This is a genomic window from Mesorhizobium sp. LNHC221B00 (assembly GCF_000502935.1).
GTDB classification, from domain to species: Bacteria; Pseudomonadota; Alphaproteobacteria; order Rhizobiales; family Rhizobiaceae; genus Mesorhizobium; species Mesorhizobium opportunistum.
Genome location: NZ_AYWR01000013.1, coordinates 243,657 through 258,365, shown reverse-complemented (window position 1 = coordinate 258,365; position 14,709 = coordinate 243,657). Strand labels below are relative to the sequence as shown.

Here is a 14,709-nt window from a genome sequence, read left to right as displayed (position 1 = left end):
CATGGCGAATTTCCAGATCAGCCGCCGCAAATTACTCACCGCCGCCGGCCTCGGCGCCTCCGGTATCATGCTGTCGGGTTGCGATGCCTTCGATAGCCAGCTGAGCATCGGCGGCGGCCTGCGCAGCTTCCTCGAAAATGCCAATGGCCTGACATACCGCGCACAGCGCCTGCTCGCCGGCCGCGACGCGCTGGCGCCGGAATTCACCGAGGCCGACATCCGCCAGCCGCAACGGCCGAACGGTGTCACGGCGCCGGACGACGACACCTACAAGGGCCTGCTCGCCAACAATTTCGCCGACTGGCGTTTGGAAGTGACAGGCCTCGTCGAAAAGCCGCTGTCGCTCACTCGCGAGCAACTTCAAAGCATGCCGAGCCGCACCCAGATCACCCGCCATGACTGCGTCGAGGGCTGGAGCTGCATCGCCAAATGGACCGGCACGCCGCTTTCGCTGGTGCTGGACCAGGCCGTGGTCAAGCCGCAGGCGCGCTACGTCATGTTCCATTGCCTCGACACGATCGACCGCAGCCTCTCCGGCGACATCAAATATTATGGCACGATCGATCTCATTGATGCCCGCCACCCGCAGACGATCCTCGCCTATGGCCTCAACGGCAAGCCGCTGCCGGTCGAGAACGGCGCACCGCTGCGCGTCCGCGTCGAGCGCCAGCTCGGCTACAAAATGCCGAAATATCTCTACAAGATCGAACTGGTTGACGGCTTCGCCAATGTCTTCGGCGGGCGCGGCGGTTATTGGGAAGACAATGGCTATGACTGGTATGGCGGGATTTGATGGCCATTCGGATGGAGGCGGAGCACGACCTGTCGTCCGCCGAATGGAGGGCACTGGAACACCATCTGCACAACGAGAACCGGCGCCTCACAGGCCGTGACGATGACCGCGGACTGGCCTTTGTCATTCGCGAGGATGCCGGACGAACAATAGGTGTCGCGGCCGGCTATTCCTGGGCAGGCACGTCGGAACTCGAGTTGATGTGGATCGATGAGGCCCATCGAGGCCGCGGCTACGCCACGCAGTTGATCAATGCTTTTGTCGCGGAAGCTGCCAGTCGCGGCGCCCGACGGATATGGGTATCGAGCCACGACTTCCAGGCGCCGGGCCTATACGAAAAGGCCGGCTTCGAGCGCATGGCTGAGTTTGCAGGATGGCCTGAAGGCCATTCCAACATCATCCTCTGCAAAACGATCGCAGCGAACGGCCCAGCCTAAGCCACCTTGTCGAGCAGCGGCTTCAACGCCGGATGGATCTCTGGCGAGGCGTGCTTGATCAGCGTTAGAAGCGCGCGTTCATTCTCGTACAGAGGCCTGTTGGTGCCGATATGCTCGACAAGCCATTTGGCTTCGCCGGCATCGATCGTCTCGGCCCGGCGGGCGAGTGCTTCGGCTGCCCTGTTCCTGGCTTCCCACTCGGTCTCGACGTCATCCGGCGAGCGATAGGCCTCGATGATGCCGGCAAGGCCGCCGGAGACCATGCGGCTGAAGAAACCGCCGATCTGTGGATCGGCGTGGTCGAGGAAATTTTCCTGGCGAAGCGCCACGTCACGGGTCGGGGCCTCGTAGCCGGCCGAGCACATGACGAAATTGGCGATCGCCTTGACGAACAAATCGTTCCAGGAGGGATCGTTGTTGGCCTGGGCAGTCCGCTCATTGATCCGCAACAGCACCTCGGCCTCGGCGCGGGTGATGGCGATGTTGCCGTCGCCGCCATGGGCATGGAGGATACGGCGCAACAGCTCGACTTCCGCCTTGGCGATCAATCCGGGAACCAGCGCGCCGCCCAGCATCAGCGGCCCCTTGCCGTCGATCACGGCATGCGCGACCTGTTCCAGCGCATAGACGCAAAGCCGGCTAGGCGACGATTTCGCCGCTTCCAGCACATGGACCAGCAATTCGAGTTCCGTCCGGCTGTCGACCATGCCGTCACGCGAGATCGTGCGGACCAGCCAGTCGGCATTCTCCTGCGAGATGTAACCAGCAGGCTTTTCCTGGTGAACGATGTAATCGGTGACCGCCTCGACGAAGAATTCGGGCCATTCCCGGCATTTGTCCTTCGCCGTCGCGTCGAGCGCGAAGAGTGCCTCGGCCTCGCCCCGCGTCACCACACCATCGCCGAACACTTCGTGGCGCAGCATGGCTACATCCTCCGCGGTGATGCGACTTTTCGAAGTCAGCCCCGCCACCGGCGCGCTCATGATCAATTCGCCCATCTGTCGTCCCCGTCCATCGGCAGAAGAAGCCGGCCCATTCCGTCCGTATATCAGGAGTGTCTTGAAAAACCGGCAAACGGCGTGGTTAGCGAAGATTTGTCAGCGCGGCGCACTTTAGGTGTGTTGAGTTTCAGGTCAGGCCGGCATCACCTGAATATCGACGCACCTTTGATGTCGCTGGGAGGTGACAAGGTGTCGCCGACGGGCTATGGATGGCGCGTCGAGGGCTCAAGGTTTGAGTCCTACCTGTTTGCGGGAGAGAGCAGCGAGAGCTGCCGCCGAAGGGGAAATCGCCCGAAATCTCTCAGGCAAAAGAACCGTAGACGGGAAAGACACTCTGGAAAGTCGGGGCTTGCCCCCGCGCCGAAGGTGTAAGCGCCGCTGACAGAGTTCCGGCTGCGCGAGTCTCTCAGGCTTCAGACAGAGGGGCACGGAGTGGTCGCCATTCGCGGCCGATTGCGTGCGACTCTGGAGATGATATGACGGGCGACGACAGCAGACACCTTCCCCTCGAGGACATCCATGCAGCGGCCGGTGCGCGCTTTGGCGCCTTTGCCGGCTGGTCGATGCCGCTGACCTATCCGGCCGGCGTCATGAAGGAGCATCTTCACACCCGCGAGCATGCCGGCCTCTTCGACATCTCGCACATGAAGCTGTTCGAGGTCGGCGGGCCGCAAGCGGTGGCGCTGCTCGACCGCGCCTGTCCGCTGGATGCCGGCGCGCTCGAGATCTCGCAGTCCAAATTGTCCTTTTTCCTCAACGAGGCCGGCGGCATTCTGGACGATCTGATCGTCACCAGGCTCGGCGATGCCAGGTTCATGGTGGTCGCCAATGCCGGCAATGCCGTTGCCGACGAAAAGCACCTGCGTGACCTTGCCAGGGATTTCGATGCAACGGTCGAGCCGCTCGACCGTGTCTTCCTGGCTATCCAGGGGCCCGAGGCCTGGGCCGTGCTGTCCCGGGCCGGCATCGAGACCGGCTCACTGCTGTTCATGCACGGCGTCGAACCGCGCAAGAACTGGTTTATGAGCCGGTCGGGCTATACCGGCGAGGACGGTTTCGAGATCGGCCTGCCGGCGGCCGATGCGCGCGACCTTGTCGCGAAGCTGCTGGAGGACGAGCGTGTGCTGTGGATAGGTCTTGCCGCCCGCGACAGCCTGCGGCTGGAAGCGGGACTGTGCCTGCATGGCCAGGATATCACGCCGGAAACCGACCCGGCCGCCGCCGCGCTGATGTGGGCAATCCCCAAGGAGATCCGCGCGACCGGCGCTTTCATCGGCGCCGACGCCTTGCGCGCCGCGGTGGAGCGAGGCCCCGCGCAAAAGCGCGTCGGCCTGAAGCCGGAAGGCCGCCAGCCGGTGCGCGCCGGCGCCGCACTCTTCGACGCCGACGGCAATCCGGCCGGGCATGTCACGTCAGGTGGCTTCGGCCCCTCGGCCGGCCATCCCGTCGCCATGGGCTATGTCTCGACACCGCTGGCAAAGCCCGGGACACGGGTTTTCGCCGACGTGCGCGGCACGAAAATCCCTGTCGATATCAGTCCCCTGCCCTTCACCCCTCATCGCTACCGCAAAGGATGACCCCGATGGCAACGACCTATTTCACCACCGATCACGAATGGCTCCGCGTCGAAGGCGGCGTCGCCACCGTCGGCATCACCGACTATGCGCAGGAGCAACTCGGCGATCTCGTTTTCGTCGAACTGCCCGAGGCCGGCCGCAAGCTCGCCAAGGGCGACACCGCCGTGGTGGTCGAATCCGTCAAGGCGGCCTCCGACGTCTACGCGCCGGTCGATGGCGAGATCACCGAGGCCAACGGCACGCTGTCGTCCGATCCGTCGCTGGTCAATTCGGCGGCGACTGGCGCGGGCTGGCTGTGGAAGATGAAGCTCGCCGACGAAGGCCAACTCGCGAGCCTCATGGATGAGGCCGCCTACAAAGCTCATATCGGTTGATATCAGGACGTATTGCCATGACCACAGCACTCACCCCCTTCTCGGCCCGCCATATCGGTCCTGATGTCAACGATGTCAGAGCCATGCTTGCCGTGATCGGCGTTCCCTCCGTCGAGACGCTGATCAGCCAGGCCGTGCCGCAGTCGATCCGCCTCGACCTGCCGCTGACCCTGCCCGCACCGGCCAGCGAGGCCGAAGCGCTGGCCGAATTGTCGGCGACGATGGCCAGGAACACGGTGCTGAAAAGCTTCATCGGCGCCGGTTATCATGGCGTGCACGTGCCGCCGGTCATCCAGCGCAATTTGTTCGAGAATCCGGCCTGGTACACCGCGTATACGCCCTACCAGGCCGAGATCAGCCAGGGCCGGCTGGAAATGCTGTTCAATTTCCAGACCCTGGTCACCGAATTGACCGGCCTGCCGGTGGCGTCGGCCTCGCTGCTCGACGAGGCGACGGCGGTGGCCGAAGCGGTCGGCATCGCATTGCGCCACCACCGCGACAAGCGCACCAAGGTGGCGCTTGCCGGCACCCCGCACCCGCAGACGCTGGATGTCGTGCGCACCCGCGCCGAGCCGCTCGGCATCGAGATCGACGGCGAGACGATCGACGACAACACAGCCGCCTTGCTCGTCTCCTGGCCGGACACGTTTGGCGTCTATGGCAACCACAAGGCTGCGATCGAAAAGGCCCGCGCCATGGGCACCATCGTCGTCTTCATCGCCGACCCGCTCGGCCTGACGCTGACGGACGCGCCAGCCAAGCTTGGCGCCGACATTGCCGTTGGTCCGATGCAGCGCTTTGGCGTGCCGATGGGCTTTGGCGGGCCGCACGCCGCCTATTGCGCCGTCTCCGACAAGCTGACCCGCTTGATGCCCGGCCGCCTGGTTGGCCAATCGACCGACAGCAAGGGGCGGCCCGGCTACCGCCTTGCCCTGCAAACGCGCGAACAGCATATCCGCCGCGACAAGGCGACCTCCAACATCTGCACCGCGCAGGCGTTGCTCGCCAACATGGCGACCGCCTATGCGATCTGGCATGGCCCCGCCGGGCTGCGTGCGATCGCGGAAAGCATCCATGGGCTCGCCAACCGTCTCGCCGCGGGTCTCAAGGCGGTGAATATCTCCGTGCTCGGCTCGAGCCGCTTCGACACGGTGACGGCGGAGGTGAACGGCAAGGCAGGCTCGATTGCGGCTGCCGCTGAAAAGGGTGGCCGGTTGCTGCGCGTCATCGATGCCGACCACATCGGTATCGCCTTCGACGAAACCTCGACCGAGGCGGATCTCGTGGCGATCGCCGCCCTGTTCGGAGCCAAGCCAGGCGCTGCCCAAGCCGGCTCGATGCCCGGCAAGCCGCGCGGCAAGGAGTTCCTCACCCAGCCGGTTTTCCAGGAGAACCGCTCCGAGACCGACATGATGCGCTTGCTGCGCCGGCTCGCCGACAAGGACCTGGCGCTCGACCGCAGCATGATCCCGCTCGGTTCCTGCACCATGAAGCTCAACGCGGCGGCCGAAATGATGCCGGTGAGCTGGCCTGAAATCGCCAATCTGCATCCCTTCGCGCCGGCCAGCCATTCGGTCGGCTATCGCGCCATGATCGGCGAGCTGGAGGGGTGGCTCTCCGAGATCACCGGCTTCGACGCCGTCAGCCTGCAGCCCAACGCCGGCAGCCAGGGCGAATATGCCGGCCTGCTCGCCATCCGCGCCTATCACCGCTCGCGCGGCGAAGGCCATCGCACCGTCTGCCTGATCCCTTCCTCCGCGCATGGCACCAATCCTGCCAGCGCGGCGATGGCCGGCATGAGCGTTGTCGTCGTGCGCTGCCTGGAGGACGGCAACATCGACATGGACGATATGCGGGCCAAGGCCAACGAGCATTCCAAAAATCTCGCCGCGCTGATGTTCACCTATCCCTCGACGCATGGCGTCTATGAAGAAGGCGCGCGCCATCTCTGCGCCCTCATCCACGAACATGGCGGCCAGGTCTATTTCGACGGCGCCAACCTCAACGCGCTGGTCGCGCTGGCCCGCCCGGCCGACATCGGCGCCGACGTCTGCCACATGAACCTGCACAAGACCTTCTGCATCCCGCATGGCGGCGGCGGCCCGGGCATCGGCCCGATCGGCGTCAAGGCGCATTTGCAGCCCTATCTGCCGGGCCACGTCACCGAGGGTTCGGCGCATGCCGTGTCGGCCGCGCCGTTCGGCAGCGCTTCCATCCTGCCGATCACCTGGATGTATATCCGCATGATGGGCGCCGCCGGCCTCAAGCAGGCGACGGAGACCGCTATCATCTCGGCCAACTATGTGGCGACACGGCTCGCGCCATATTACCCGCTGCTCTACAAGGGCCGGCACGATCGCATCGCGCATGAATGCATCCTCGACACGCGCGTGCTCAAGGACAGCGCCGGCATCAGCGTCGACGATATCGCCAAGCGGCTGATCGACTATGGTTTCCATGCGCCGACCATGTCGTTCCCGGTCGCCGGCACGCTGATGGTCGAGCCGACGGAGTCCGAGCCCAAGCGGGAACTCGACCGCTTCTGCGAGGCGATGATCGCCATCGCCGGCGAGGCAGCGAAAGTGGCGAAGGGCGAATGGCCGCTGACCGACAATCCGCTGGTCAACGCACCGCACACCGCCGCCGAGGCGCTGGCCGGTCAGTGGACCCATCCCTATTCGCGGCTGGAAGCGGCCTATCCCGCGGGCGACGCCGACACCGCCGCAAAGTACTGGCCACCGGTGTCGCGCATCGACAATGTCGCCGGCGATCGCAACCTGGTCTGCTCCTGCCCGCCGCTGTCGGGCTACCTGGGGGCGGCCGAATAGCCAAAGCATGATCCCGAAAAGTGGGCACCGGTTTGCCCGGACAAACGAAAACCGTTCGTCCAGAGATTATGCTCGGACAAACAAGTAGAGCCCCATCCCGATTCCATCCGGGATGGATCAGGCTCTACGCGGAGCGCAAGGCTGGCTCGACCGGCTCGGCCTTGCCCATCCCTTTGCGGCTGACGACACAATTGCGCCCGGCGCGCTTGGCGGCGTAAAGCGCGGCGTCCGCCTCGGCCAGCACGTCATCGAGCGACCTGCCGTCAGCCCGGCCAAAGCCGATGCCCCCGCTGACCGTGCTGCGCAACGGACCGAGCGGAGTGGGAACGACCTCGGTGCCGAAGGCGACGCCGATCCTGCTGGCGAGGTCATAGGCCCGCTCTTCCGTCATCCGCGACATGACGATTACGAACTCCTCGCCACCCAGGCGAAAGGCATCGACGCCAGTCCTGGCATACTTGTTTATGACGGCGGCGAACCGGCACAGCACCTGGTCGCCGACCGGGTGCCCATAGACATCGTTCGTCCTCTTGAAGTGATCGAGGTCGAACATGACGATCGCCATGAACGGACCGAAAGCCCGCTCGCCATAGAGTGACGTCAACCCGCGGCGGTTCATCAGCCGGGTCAGCGGATCGGTCATCGTCTCGGCCTTCAGCTCGATCTGCGCCTGCAGATGGTGAAGGGAAAGCGTTAGGGCGCCGAGGCCGGTCATGCAGGCCACCGCGACGACGGAATTGAGACGTTCGGCCCAGTTGTCGGGCGCCGCCCCCAGCGTCCACTGCCCCTTGCCCAACAGGACCATGCCGCAAAGGGCAAACGACACCGCACAGGTGCCGCTCAGGAACGAGACCACCAGCAGGATCCGCCGGTCGTGGCTGCCGTTGATCCAGAACATGGCCCCGATCGCCGAGAGCAGCACCGTTACCGTCGCGTAGGTGATGACGAAGCCGATGCCGTCAAGACCGAGGAAGGTCACCGCCGCACAGACGGCCATGGCGCAGAGCGTCGGCACGACGGCACGTCCGTAGTCTGACACGCCGAGATATTGCATGGCCGACAGGCAGATGATCAGGAATCCCAGGCTGAGCAGCGCCAGCGCGGTCTGGCAGAGCACCGGATCGGGATCCCTGGTGTACTGCCAGAACAGGATCACATGCGCGACGAGCACGAGAATGCCGCACGCCACCGTCAGGACGAAGCTGGCCCGCGGCGCGGTGAACCAGATCGCGAACATGGTGACGCTGAGGCAAGTGCCCGACAGCGCGGCTGCGAGCAGGAGCGAACTGAAGTCCAGCATATCGGGTGGAGGCCTCTCGAGCGTCGGCGGTTGTGTCGCATTCTAGGTCAGCGGCAGCCCTCGGACATGGTTTTCAGCCGATCTCTCGATCCAACCTGCGGATAGGGTTTACAAACCGTCGATGTGATCTGTCCCGAAACCGCACCACGCCGGGCGCGGAGCAGGAAACATCACCCCTTGTTCAGCAAAGCGAGATTGGCGTCGACGACCGTGGGGTCGGCCATGCCGGCCTTGGCTTCGAGCAGCAACGCCCTGGCCTTCCTCTTGTTGCCGCGCAACAGTTGCGAATAGCCCATATTGTTGACGATCTGCGGCTTGCGGCCGGCGACCTTCAGCAACTGGCCATAGGCGCGGTCGGCGAAATCGAAGCGGCCGAGCTCGTCATAGGAAGCGGCGAGCCCCATCCAGGCCTCGGCATTGTCGGCCTTCAGCTCGACGGCCTTGCGGAAATGCTGTTCGGCGAGACCATAATTGGCGTCGCGAAACTGCGCCTTGCCTTCCGCCAGGTCGGAGGTGTCGACGGCCTTTGCCGCCGGCTGGATAGCCGTGGTCTTGGTCGTATCGACGTTGTTGTTCGTCGTGCACCCGGTGATCATCAGGACGGCCGCCATCGTGGCGACCGCCGCAAATTTTGTCTGACGCATGCCCTGCCCCGTCGCCCGATTTGCCGGGTCGTTCTTCAGCAAGGACACTACAGCACGGCGGTTAAGCTTCGGTGCCGAAATACATACAAGATTTGGTTTCGGGAATACCAGCCGTTAACCAGCGCGCGGCAACACCTCCATCCGGCAGACGCAAGTGCATTCTCACGGCGCCAGGGCCTTGAGCTCGTCCGGAACCGGATAGCGGCCGCCGTCATAGCGCAGCCGGTAGGTGCGGTTCACAGGCTTGCCGGGATGGGACTGGCACTCGCCATTCTTGTCGACAGATGGGTCGTCCGTATCCGACCGCTCGACCACGACAATGTCGTGATAGCCATGGTGGCTCGCCGGGCTCATCGTCAGGCTGACCTGGCTCGAATGAAAGGATCCAGCGCAATTGGTGTCGCCTTCACCGCCATAGTTGGCCACCACAAGGCCGTCGAGCACCGCATGAAGGGCGCCACCGGCAATGGCGTAGAGCCGCAGATCGGTCTCGCTGAACGGATTGGGCTGCGAGTGATTTGCCATGTCGATACGCAGCCCAAAGGCGGTGACACCGGGCGCCAGGACATAGCGGCCAGTATCGAATTCGATCTTGCGGATCGCAATAGCATCATCGTTCATCAGCCTGGGCTGAAGCAGGCGCTGGCGCACCTGCAGGGTCTTCCTGTCGACGACCAGAAGCTCGATATCGCCATAATGCTCGTCGTCGCTGGATTTGGCGCTGTCGATCAGCGGCACGGAGACCAGCAGCAGATCGTCATGAGCGGGCCAGACCTTGCAGACCACGCCCGGTGTATCATCCTGCGGGAGCAGGACAATGCTGGTATGGGGGTCGAGCGTGAACGAGGCGCCGTCGGCGCTCTTTCGAGCCTTGGGATAGGCCTGCTGCACCAGGGCGGCGGCATCGCCGCAATCGTCGGCCGCGGCCTGGGCGGTCGAAAAGCTGGCGACGGCGAGAGCGAGAGAGACAGAGAGAGTACACAGAAGAATTCGCATGAGTCCTCGCATCGCAGGGCCGCGTTCGGACAGGATGATGGGTTGTCAGCCCCGACTCTGCATTTGTCGACTCTCATTTGCTGACTTTGCAGATCCCGATGCAATACTGTTCGAAATCCTGCTCCTTCGGAATAGGACAGGTCCTAATGCGTGCCCGTCATTTTGACGATGATCGGGATGATCGCGATCATCAGCACCACCGGCAGGATGCACACGGTCACCGGGATCGACATCTTGGCCGGCAGAGCATGCGCCTTTTCCTCGGCCAGCGACATGCGCTTGTGGCGCATCTCGTCGGAGAAGACGCGCAACGCTCCCGACAGGCTGGTGCCGAGTTCCTTCGACTGCTGCAGTAGCGTGGCGAAGGAACGGACCTCGTCTAGGCTGAGGCGGTCGGCGAGTGCCTTCAGCGCATCGTCGAGGCTGCGCCCTGCCCTCAGTTCCAGCGACACCAGCTGCAGGTTCTGGCTGAGCGCCGGATAGGTCCTGGCGAGTTCCTTCGAGACGCGCTCGATGCCGGCCTCCATGCTCATGCCGGCATCCGAACAGACGATCATCAGGTCCATGAAGTCGGGAAAACCATTGCGGTATTCGCGCATCTTCTCCCGCGTCTTCTGGGAGAGCACCAGACCGGGCAGAAAGTAGCCGGCCACACCCGACAGGATGATGAACGCCCAGCGGCTGGTCATCGTCGCATCGGCACTGGCCAGCCAATGGTTGAGGACGAAAGCGCCAATCGCGCCGCCGATCAGCGCCGAGAAGCGGATGATGAAGAACATGCCGACGGCGCGCGGCTCCATATAGCCCGCCTGAATCAGCTTCATGCGCAGCCGGGCGACATTTTCCGGATCGCTCTTGGCATAGAATTCCTGCGCCCGCTTCACCGCCTTCTCGCGCACGACGTTGGCGTTCTTCTTCTGCACCGGCTCGGGTCTTGCGGCCACGGGACCATGGTCGACCTTGAGCCGGCGCTTCACATCGTTGCGGTCGCCCTTCGCCGCAACCATCGGCCAGCCGACCGCCACGGTGCCCAACGCCAGGAGCAGGATGGCCACCGGCATCAATGAGGTCGGTGCAAGCGAGGCGAGGAATTCGATGAAGCCCCGCATGTCAGAACCTGAAATTCGACATCTTGAACATCATCAGATTGCCCAGCATCAGCCAGGTGACCGACCCGCCGATCAAGTACCAGGTTTTAGGCTCGTCCCAGACATCGCGGTAGAAGCCCGGCATCATGGCCATGATGCCGGCGAACAGCAGCGCCGGTATCGCCGTCAGGATGTAGGCCGACAGGCGGCCCTCGGTCGAGATGGCTCGCACCTTGCGGCGCAGCTTGCCCCGCTCGCGGATCGTCAACGCCAGGCCATCGAGAATCTCGCGCAGATTGCCGCCCGAACTGGACTGGATCGAGACCGCGGTCATGAACAGCGGCAGGTCTTCGTGGCCGACCCTGTCGAACAGCGAATTCAATGCCGAGACCAGATCGGAACCATAGGTCACCTCATCGGCGATGACGCCGAATTCGGTGCCGATCGGGTCGGGCATTTCGCGCGACACCATGGCAATGGCCACCGGCACCGGATGACCGGCCTTGAGGCCGCGCGTGATCAGTTCGAGGGCCTCCGGCAGTTGCATGCCGAAACGCTTGAGCCGGCGCTTGCGCATGAAGCGCATCACCATCACCGGCACCAGCGGCACCAGAACGAGGAACAGGACAAGCCCCATCAAGAGCGGCAACCCATACCAGATGGCGAACAGCGCCATGGCCATGGCCACACCGGATGTGATCATCAGAAATTTCGACAGCGGCATGATCATGCCTGACTGCGTGCGTAGCGCCCGGAACCGGTCCGGCGAGAACAGCGAGGTGCCCGCATCGAGGCCACGCTCCTTGCGCAGCTGGATCAGCACCTGTTCCTGGCTGATCTTGTTTTCCTGCAGCTTCATGCGCCGGTTGATGGCGGTGCGCTTGTCGCTGCGGCCGGCATAGAGGAGATAACAGGCCTCGGCGATCATGATGCCAGTCAGCGCGGCCCCGGCATAGACGACATAGATCGCGCTCAGTCCGTCGAACACCCCGTCTACTCCTGCGGCCGGCCGGGTTCGAAATATCGTCCGGGAAACTCGATGCCCATCGCGCGCAGATCCTCGAGGAAGCGCGGCCGAATGCCGGTCGCCTCGAAATAGCCGAGAATGCTGCCGTCGGCGTCCATCCCGGTGCGCACGAAGCGGAATATCTCCTGCATCTGGATGACGTCGCCTTCCATGCCCGTCACCTCGGCGACGCTCGTCACCTTGCGCTTGCCGTCGGAAAGCCGGGTCAGCTGGACGATGAGGTCGATGGCGCTGGCGATCTGGCTGCGGATCGACTGCACCGTCATCGGCATGCCGGTCATGCCCAGCATCTGTTCGAGACGCGAAATGGCATCGCGCGGCGTGTTGGCATGGATGGTCGCCATCGACCCCTCATGGCCGGTGTTCATCGCCTGCAGCATGTCGAAGGCTTCCTCGCCGCGGCACTCGCCGAGAATGACGCGATCGGGACGCATGCGCAGCGCGTTCTTGACGAGATCGCGTTGCTTCAGCTCGCCATGGCCCTCGATGTTGGCGGGGCGCGTCTCCATGCGCGCGACATGCGGCTGCTGCAGCTGGAGTTCGGCCGCGTCCTCGATGGTGATCAGCCGCTCGTCTTCCGGGATGAAGGCCGACAGCGCATTGAGCATCGTCGTCTTGCCGGTGCCGGTGCCGCCCGAAATGATCGTCGTCTTGCGGGCGTGAACCGCCGCAGCCAGCACCTCGGCCATGTTCTGGGTGATGGCGCCGAATTCAACCAGCTTGTGCAGGCCGAGCTTGTTCTTGGAGAATTTGCGGATCGACACCAGCGGCCCGTCGACACCAACCGGGCGGATGGCCGCGTTGAAGCGCGAGCCGTCCAGCATGCGCGCATCGACCATCGGCTGCGATTCATCGACGCGCCGGCCAACGGCCGCGACGATCTTGTTGATGATGCGCAGGAGATGCGCCTCATCCTTGAACGGGATGTGGACCTGCTGCAGCTTGCCCTTCTTTTCGACGAAGCAGTTCTGGTGGCCGTTGATCAGGATATCGTTGATGTCGGGATCCTTTAGCAGCGGCTCCAGCGGACCGAGGCCGACCATCTCGTCGACGATGTCGTCGACCAGTGCGTCGAGTTCGGCGGTGTTGATCGCCATCCGCTCCTGCCTGGTTTTTTCCGAAACGAAATCATGCACCTGCCGGCGCATCTCGTCGCGGGGCAAACGCTCCAGCGCGACAAGGTTGATCTCCTCCAACAGCATCCTGTGGATGCGCACGCGGGCATCCAGCACCTTGTTGGCATTCTTTGCAGGTGCCGTCTCCGGCTTTGCCGGCAAAACTTTTCGACTGGTCGGGATGACGACCGCATGATGCGCGACCAGGGCTGATTCCGCCGGGCGCTGTGGGCGCGCATCGCGGTTCTGCAGGGTGGAAAAACGGCTGGTCATCCGGCCTTCCTCTTCAACAGGCCCCTACCGAGGCCAAACAGCGATTTCGACTTGGCTCCGATCGCGACCGCCTCTTCCGGAAGGATGATCCGCTTCAGGTCGTTGACGACGTTGGCGTTCGGATCGATCTCGTGCAGCGGCACGCCGCGGTCGACCGCCTCGCGCACCAGCCGGTAGTTGTTGGCGATGCCGCCGACGAAATGCTCGCCCAGGATTTCCTGGACGTCCGCCTGCTTGATGCCGTTGTCGAACATCTTCTGCTCGAAACGGTTGACGATGACGTTCGGCTTCACTTCCTTGCCCACCGTCTCGTAGACTGCCTGGATCAGCCTTTGCGTGTGGCGCAGGCACGGCACCGTCATCTCGGCGACGATGTAGAGCTTGTTGGAGCCAAGCAGCACCGTTTCCGTCCAGGGGAACCAGGTCCGCGGCATGTCGATGACGACATTGTCGAAGTAGGCCGACACGAGATCGAGCATGCGCACCACGACATCGGTCTTGAATGAGCGCATTTCCGAGGGATGCGTCGGCGCCGCCAGCACGCAAAGCCCGCTCGCATGCTTGGACAGCATCACGTCGAGCAGCTGCCGGTCGAGGCGTTCGGGCTGGTTCTCGATCTCGGTGATGTCGAACCGCGGCTCGAGATCGAGATATTCGGCGCAGGCACCTTGCTGGAAATTGAGGTCGACCACGCAGGTCGAGGCACCGCGCGTCACCGAGTGATGCAGCTGGAAAGCAGTCTGCAGCGCCAGCGTCGTGGTGCCGACGCCGCCGGCGGCCGGCATGAAAGTGTAAATCTGCGACTCGGTGTTTTCCTCGCGCCCCGGCCCTTGCAGGGCCCGCACGACCGAGCGCACCAGGTCGGCCGTGGTGATCGGCTTGACCAGGAAGTCGGCGACCTTGAGCTGCACCAGGATGCGCACGGCGGCGGCGTTGAACTCCTGGGTGACCACGACCACCGGCGCCTTGCCTTCCAGCCGGCGCATGATGCGCTGCAGCGACTCGACCTCCTCCAGCCTCGCCGCGTCCATATCGACGATGATGGCGCCGAAGTCGGTCTCCTGGACCTCGCCGCGCAGTTCGGTGACACTCTTGTCCACCGTCGAGAGCTGGATGATCTCGGAAGCGGCGAACGCGGTCCGCGTGTCCTGCACGAAGGTCCTGTCCGTCGATACGAGCAGGATCTTCTTGGTCTTGATGCCGTTTGCCATGCTTGCCGCCTGTAGGTCGATCGCCTTGGTCGATTGTCTTTTTTA

Annotated in this window: 13 protein-coding genes and 1 riboswitch; of the genes, 5 read left to right on the top strand and 8 right to left on the bottom strand. The window is 63.8% G+C overall.

What is annotated here, in order from left to right; translation table 11 throughout:
• Position 1: 1 nt before the first annotated feature.
• On the top strand, positions 2 to 793 hold the full coding sequence (locus X741_RS148245) for a molybdopterin-binding protein (RefSeq protein WP_023778802.1): 792 nt from the start codon (positions 2 to 4) through the stop codon (positions 791 to 793).
• The gene (locus tag X741_RS148250; RefSeq protein ID WP_023778801.1) at positions 793 to 1,230 is read left to right on the top strand and encodes a GNAT family N-acetyltransferase; all 438 of its coding nucleotides are present in this window, start codon (positions 793 to 795) and stop codon (positions 1,228 to 1,230) included. The genes X741_RS148245 and X741_RS148250 overlap by 1 nt, the downstream gene beginning before the upstream one ends.
• Here X741_RS148250 and X741_RS148255 read toward each other — a convergent pair.
• A complete protein-coding gene (locus tag X741_RS148255) occupies positions 1,227 to 2,228 on the bottom strand; it encodes a hypothetical protein (protein ID WP_023778800.1) in 1,002 nt (333 codons plus the stop codon). The genes X741_RS148250 and X741_RS148255 overlap by 4 nt on opposite strands.
• 243 nt (positions 2,229 to 2,471) lie before the next feature.
• Positions 2,472 to 2,558, top strand: a riboswitch (glycine riboswitch).
• Positions 2,559 to 2,707: 149 nt separating this feature from the next.
• Between X741_RS148255 and gcvT the strand changes: the two genes are divergently transcribed.
• Genes gcvT through gcvP form a run of 3 tightly spaced genes read left to right on the top strand, consistent with a single transcriptional unit; the run spans position 2,708 to position 7,010 of the window.
• Positions 2,708 to 3,808, top strand: coding sequence for a glycine cleavage system aminomethyltransferase GcvT (gcvT, locus tag X741_RS148260; protein ID WP_023778799.1), 1,101 nt, complete (start codon positions 2,708 to 2,710; stop codon positions 3,806 to 3,808).
• 5 nt (positions 3,809 to 3,813) lie between these two features.
• Entirely contained in the window at positions 3,814 to 4,182 is a 369-nt protein-coding gene (gene gcvH / locus X741_RS148265; RefSeq protein ID WP_023763607.1) for a glycine cleavage system protein GcvH, read from the top strand.
• Between the two features lie 17 nt (positions 4,183 to 4,199).
• The gene (gcvP, locus tag X741_RS148270) at positions 4,200 to 7,010 is read left to right on the top strand and encodes an aminomethyl-transferring glycine dehydrogenase (protein ID WP_023778798.1); all 2,811 of its coding nucleotides are present in this window, start codon (positions 4,200 to 4,202) and stop codon (positions 7,008 to 7,010) included.
• Positions 7,011 to 7,134: 124 nt separating this feature from the next.
• Here gcvP and X741_RS148275 read toward each other — a convergent pair whose 3' ends face one another.
• The 7 genes from X741_RS148275 to X741_RS148305 all read right to left on the bottom strand — a co-directional run bounded on the left by X741_RS148275 (position 7,135) and on the right by X741_RS148305 (position 14,664).
• A complete protein-coding gene (locus tag X741_RS148275) occupies positions 7,135 to 8,310 on the bottom strand; it encodes a GGDEF domain-containing protein (RefSeq protein WP_023778797.1) in 1,176 nt (391 codons plus the stop codon).
• Between the two features lie 170 nt (positions 8,311 to 8,480).
• Entirely contained in the window at positions 8,481 to 8,954 is a 474-nt protein-coding gene (locus tag X741_RS148280) for a hypothetical protein (RefSeq protein WP_023778796.1), read from the bottom strand.
• Positions 8,955 to 9,116: 162 nt separating this feature from the next.
• Complete coding sequence (locus X741_RS148285; protein WP_023778795.1) at positions 9,117 to 9,950, bottom strand: hypothetical protein; 834 nt, start codon at positions 9,948 to 9,950, stop codon at positions 9,117 to 9,119.
• Positions 9,951 to 10,093: 143 nt separating this feature from the next.
• On the bottom strand, positions 10,094 to 11,059 hold the full coding sequence (locus X741_RS148290) for a type II secretion system F family protein (RefSeq protein WP_023778794.1): 966 nt from the start codon (positions 11,057 to 11,059) through the stop codon (positions 10,094 to 10,096).
• A 1-nt stretch (position 11,060) separates the two neighbouring features.
• Positions 11,061 to 12,026, bottom strand: a complete 966-nt coding sequence (locus X741_RS148295; RefSeq protein WP_023778793.1) for a type II secretion system F family protein — start codon at positions 12,024 to 12,026, stop codon at positions 11,061 to 11,063.
• Between the two features lie 5 nt (positions 12,027 to 12,031).
• Positions 12,032 to 13,453 (bottom strand): CpaF family protein, encoded by a 1,422-nt coding sequence (locus X741_RS148300; protein ID WP_023778792.1) that lies wholly within the window; start codon positions 13,451 to 13,453, stop codon positions 12,032 to 12,034.
• The gene (locus X741_RS148305) at positions 13,450 to 14,664 is read right to left on the bottom strand and encodes a response regulator/pilus assembly protein (protein ID WP_023778791.1); all 1,215 of its coding nucleotides are present in this window, start codon (positions 14,662 to 14,664) and stop codon (positions 13,450 to 13,452) included. The genes X741_RS148300 and X741_RS148305 overlap by 4 nt, the downstream gene beginning before the upstream one ends.
• Positions 14,665 to 14,709: the final 45 nt, after the last annotated feature.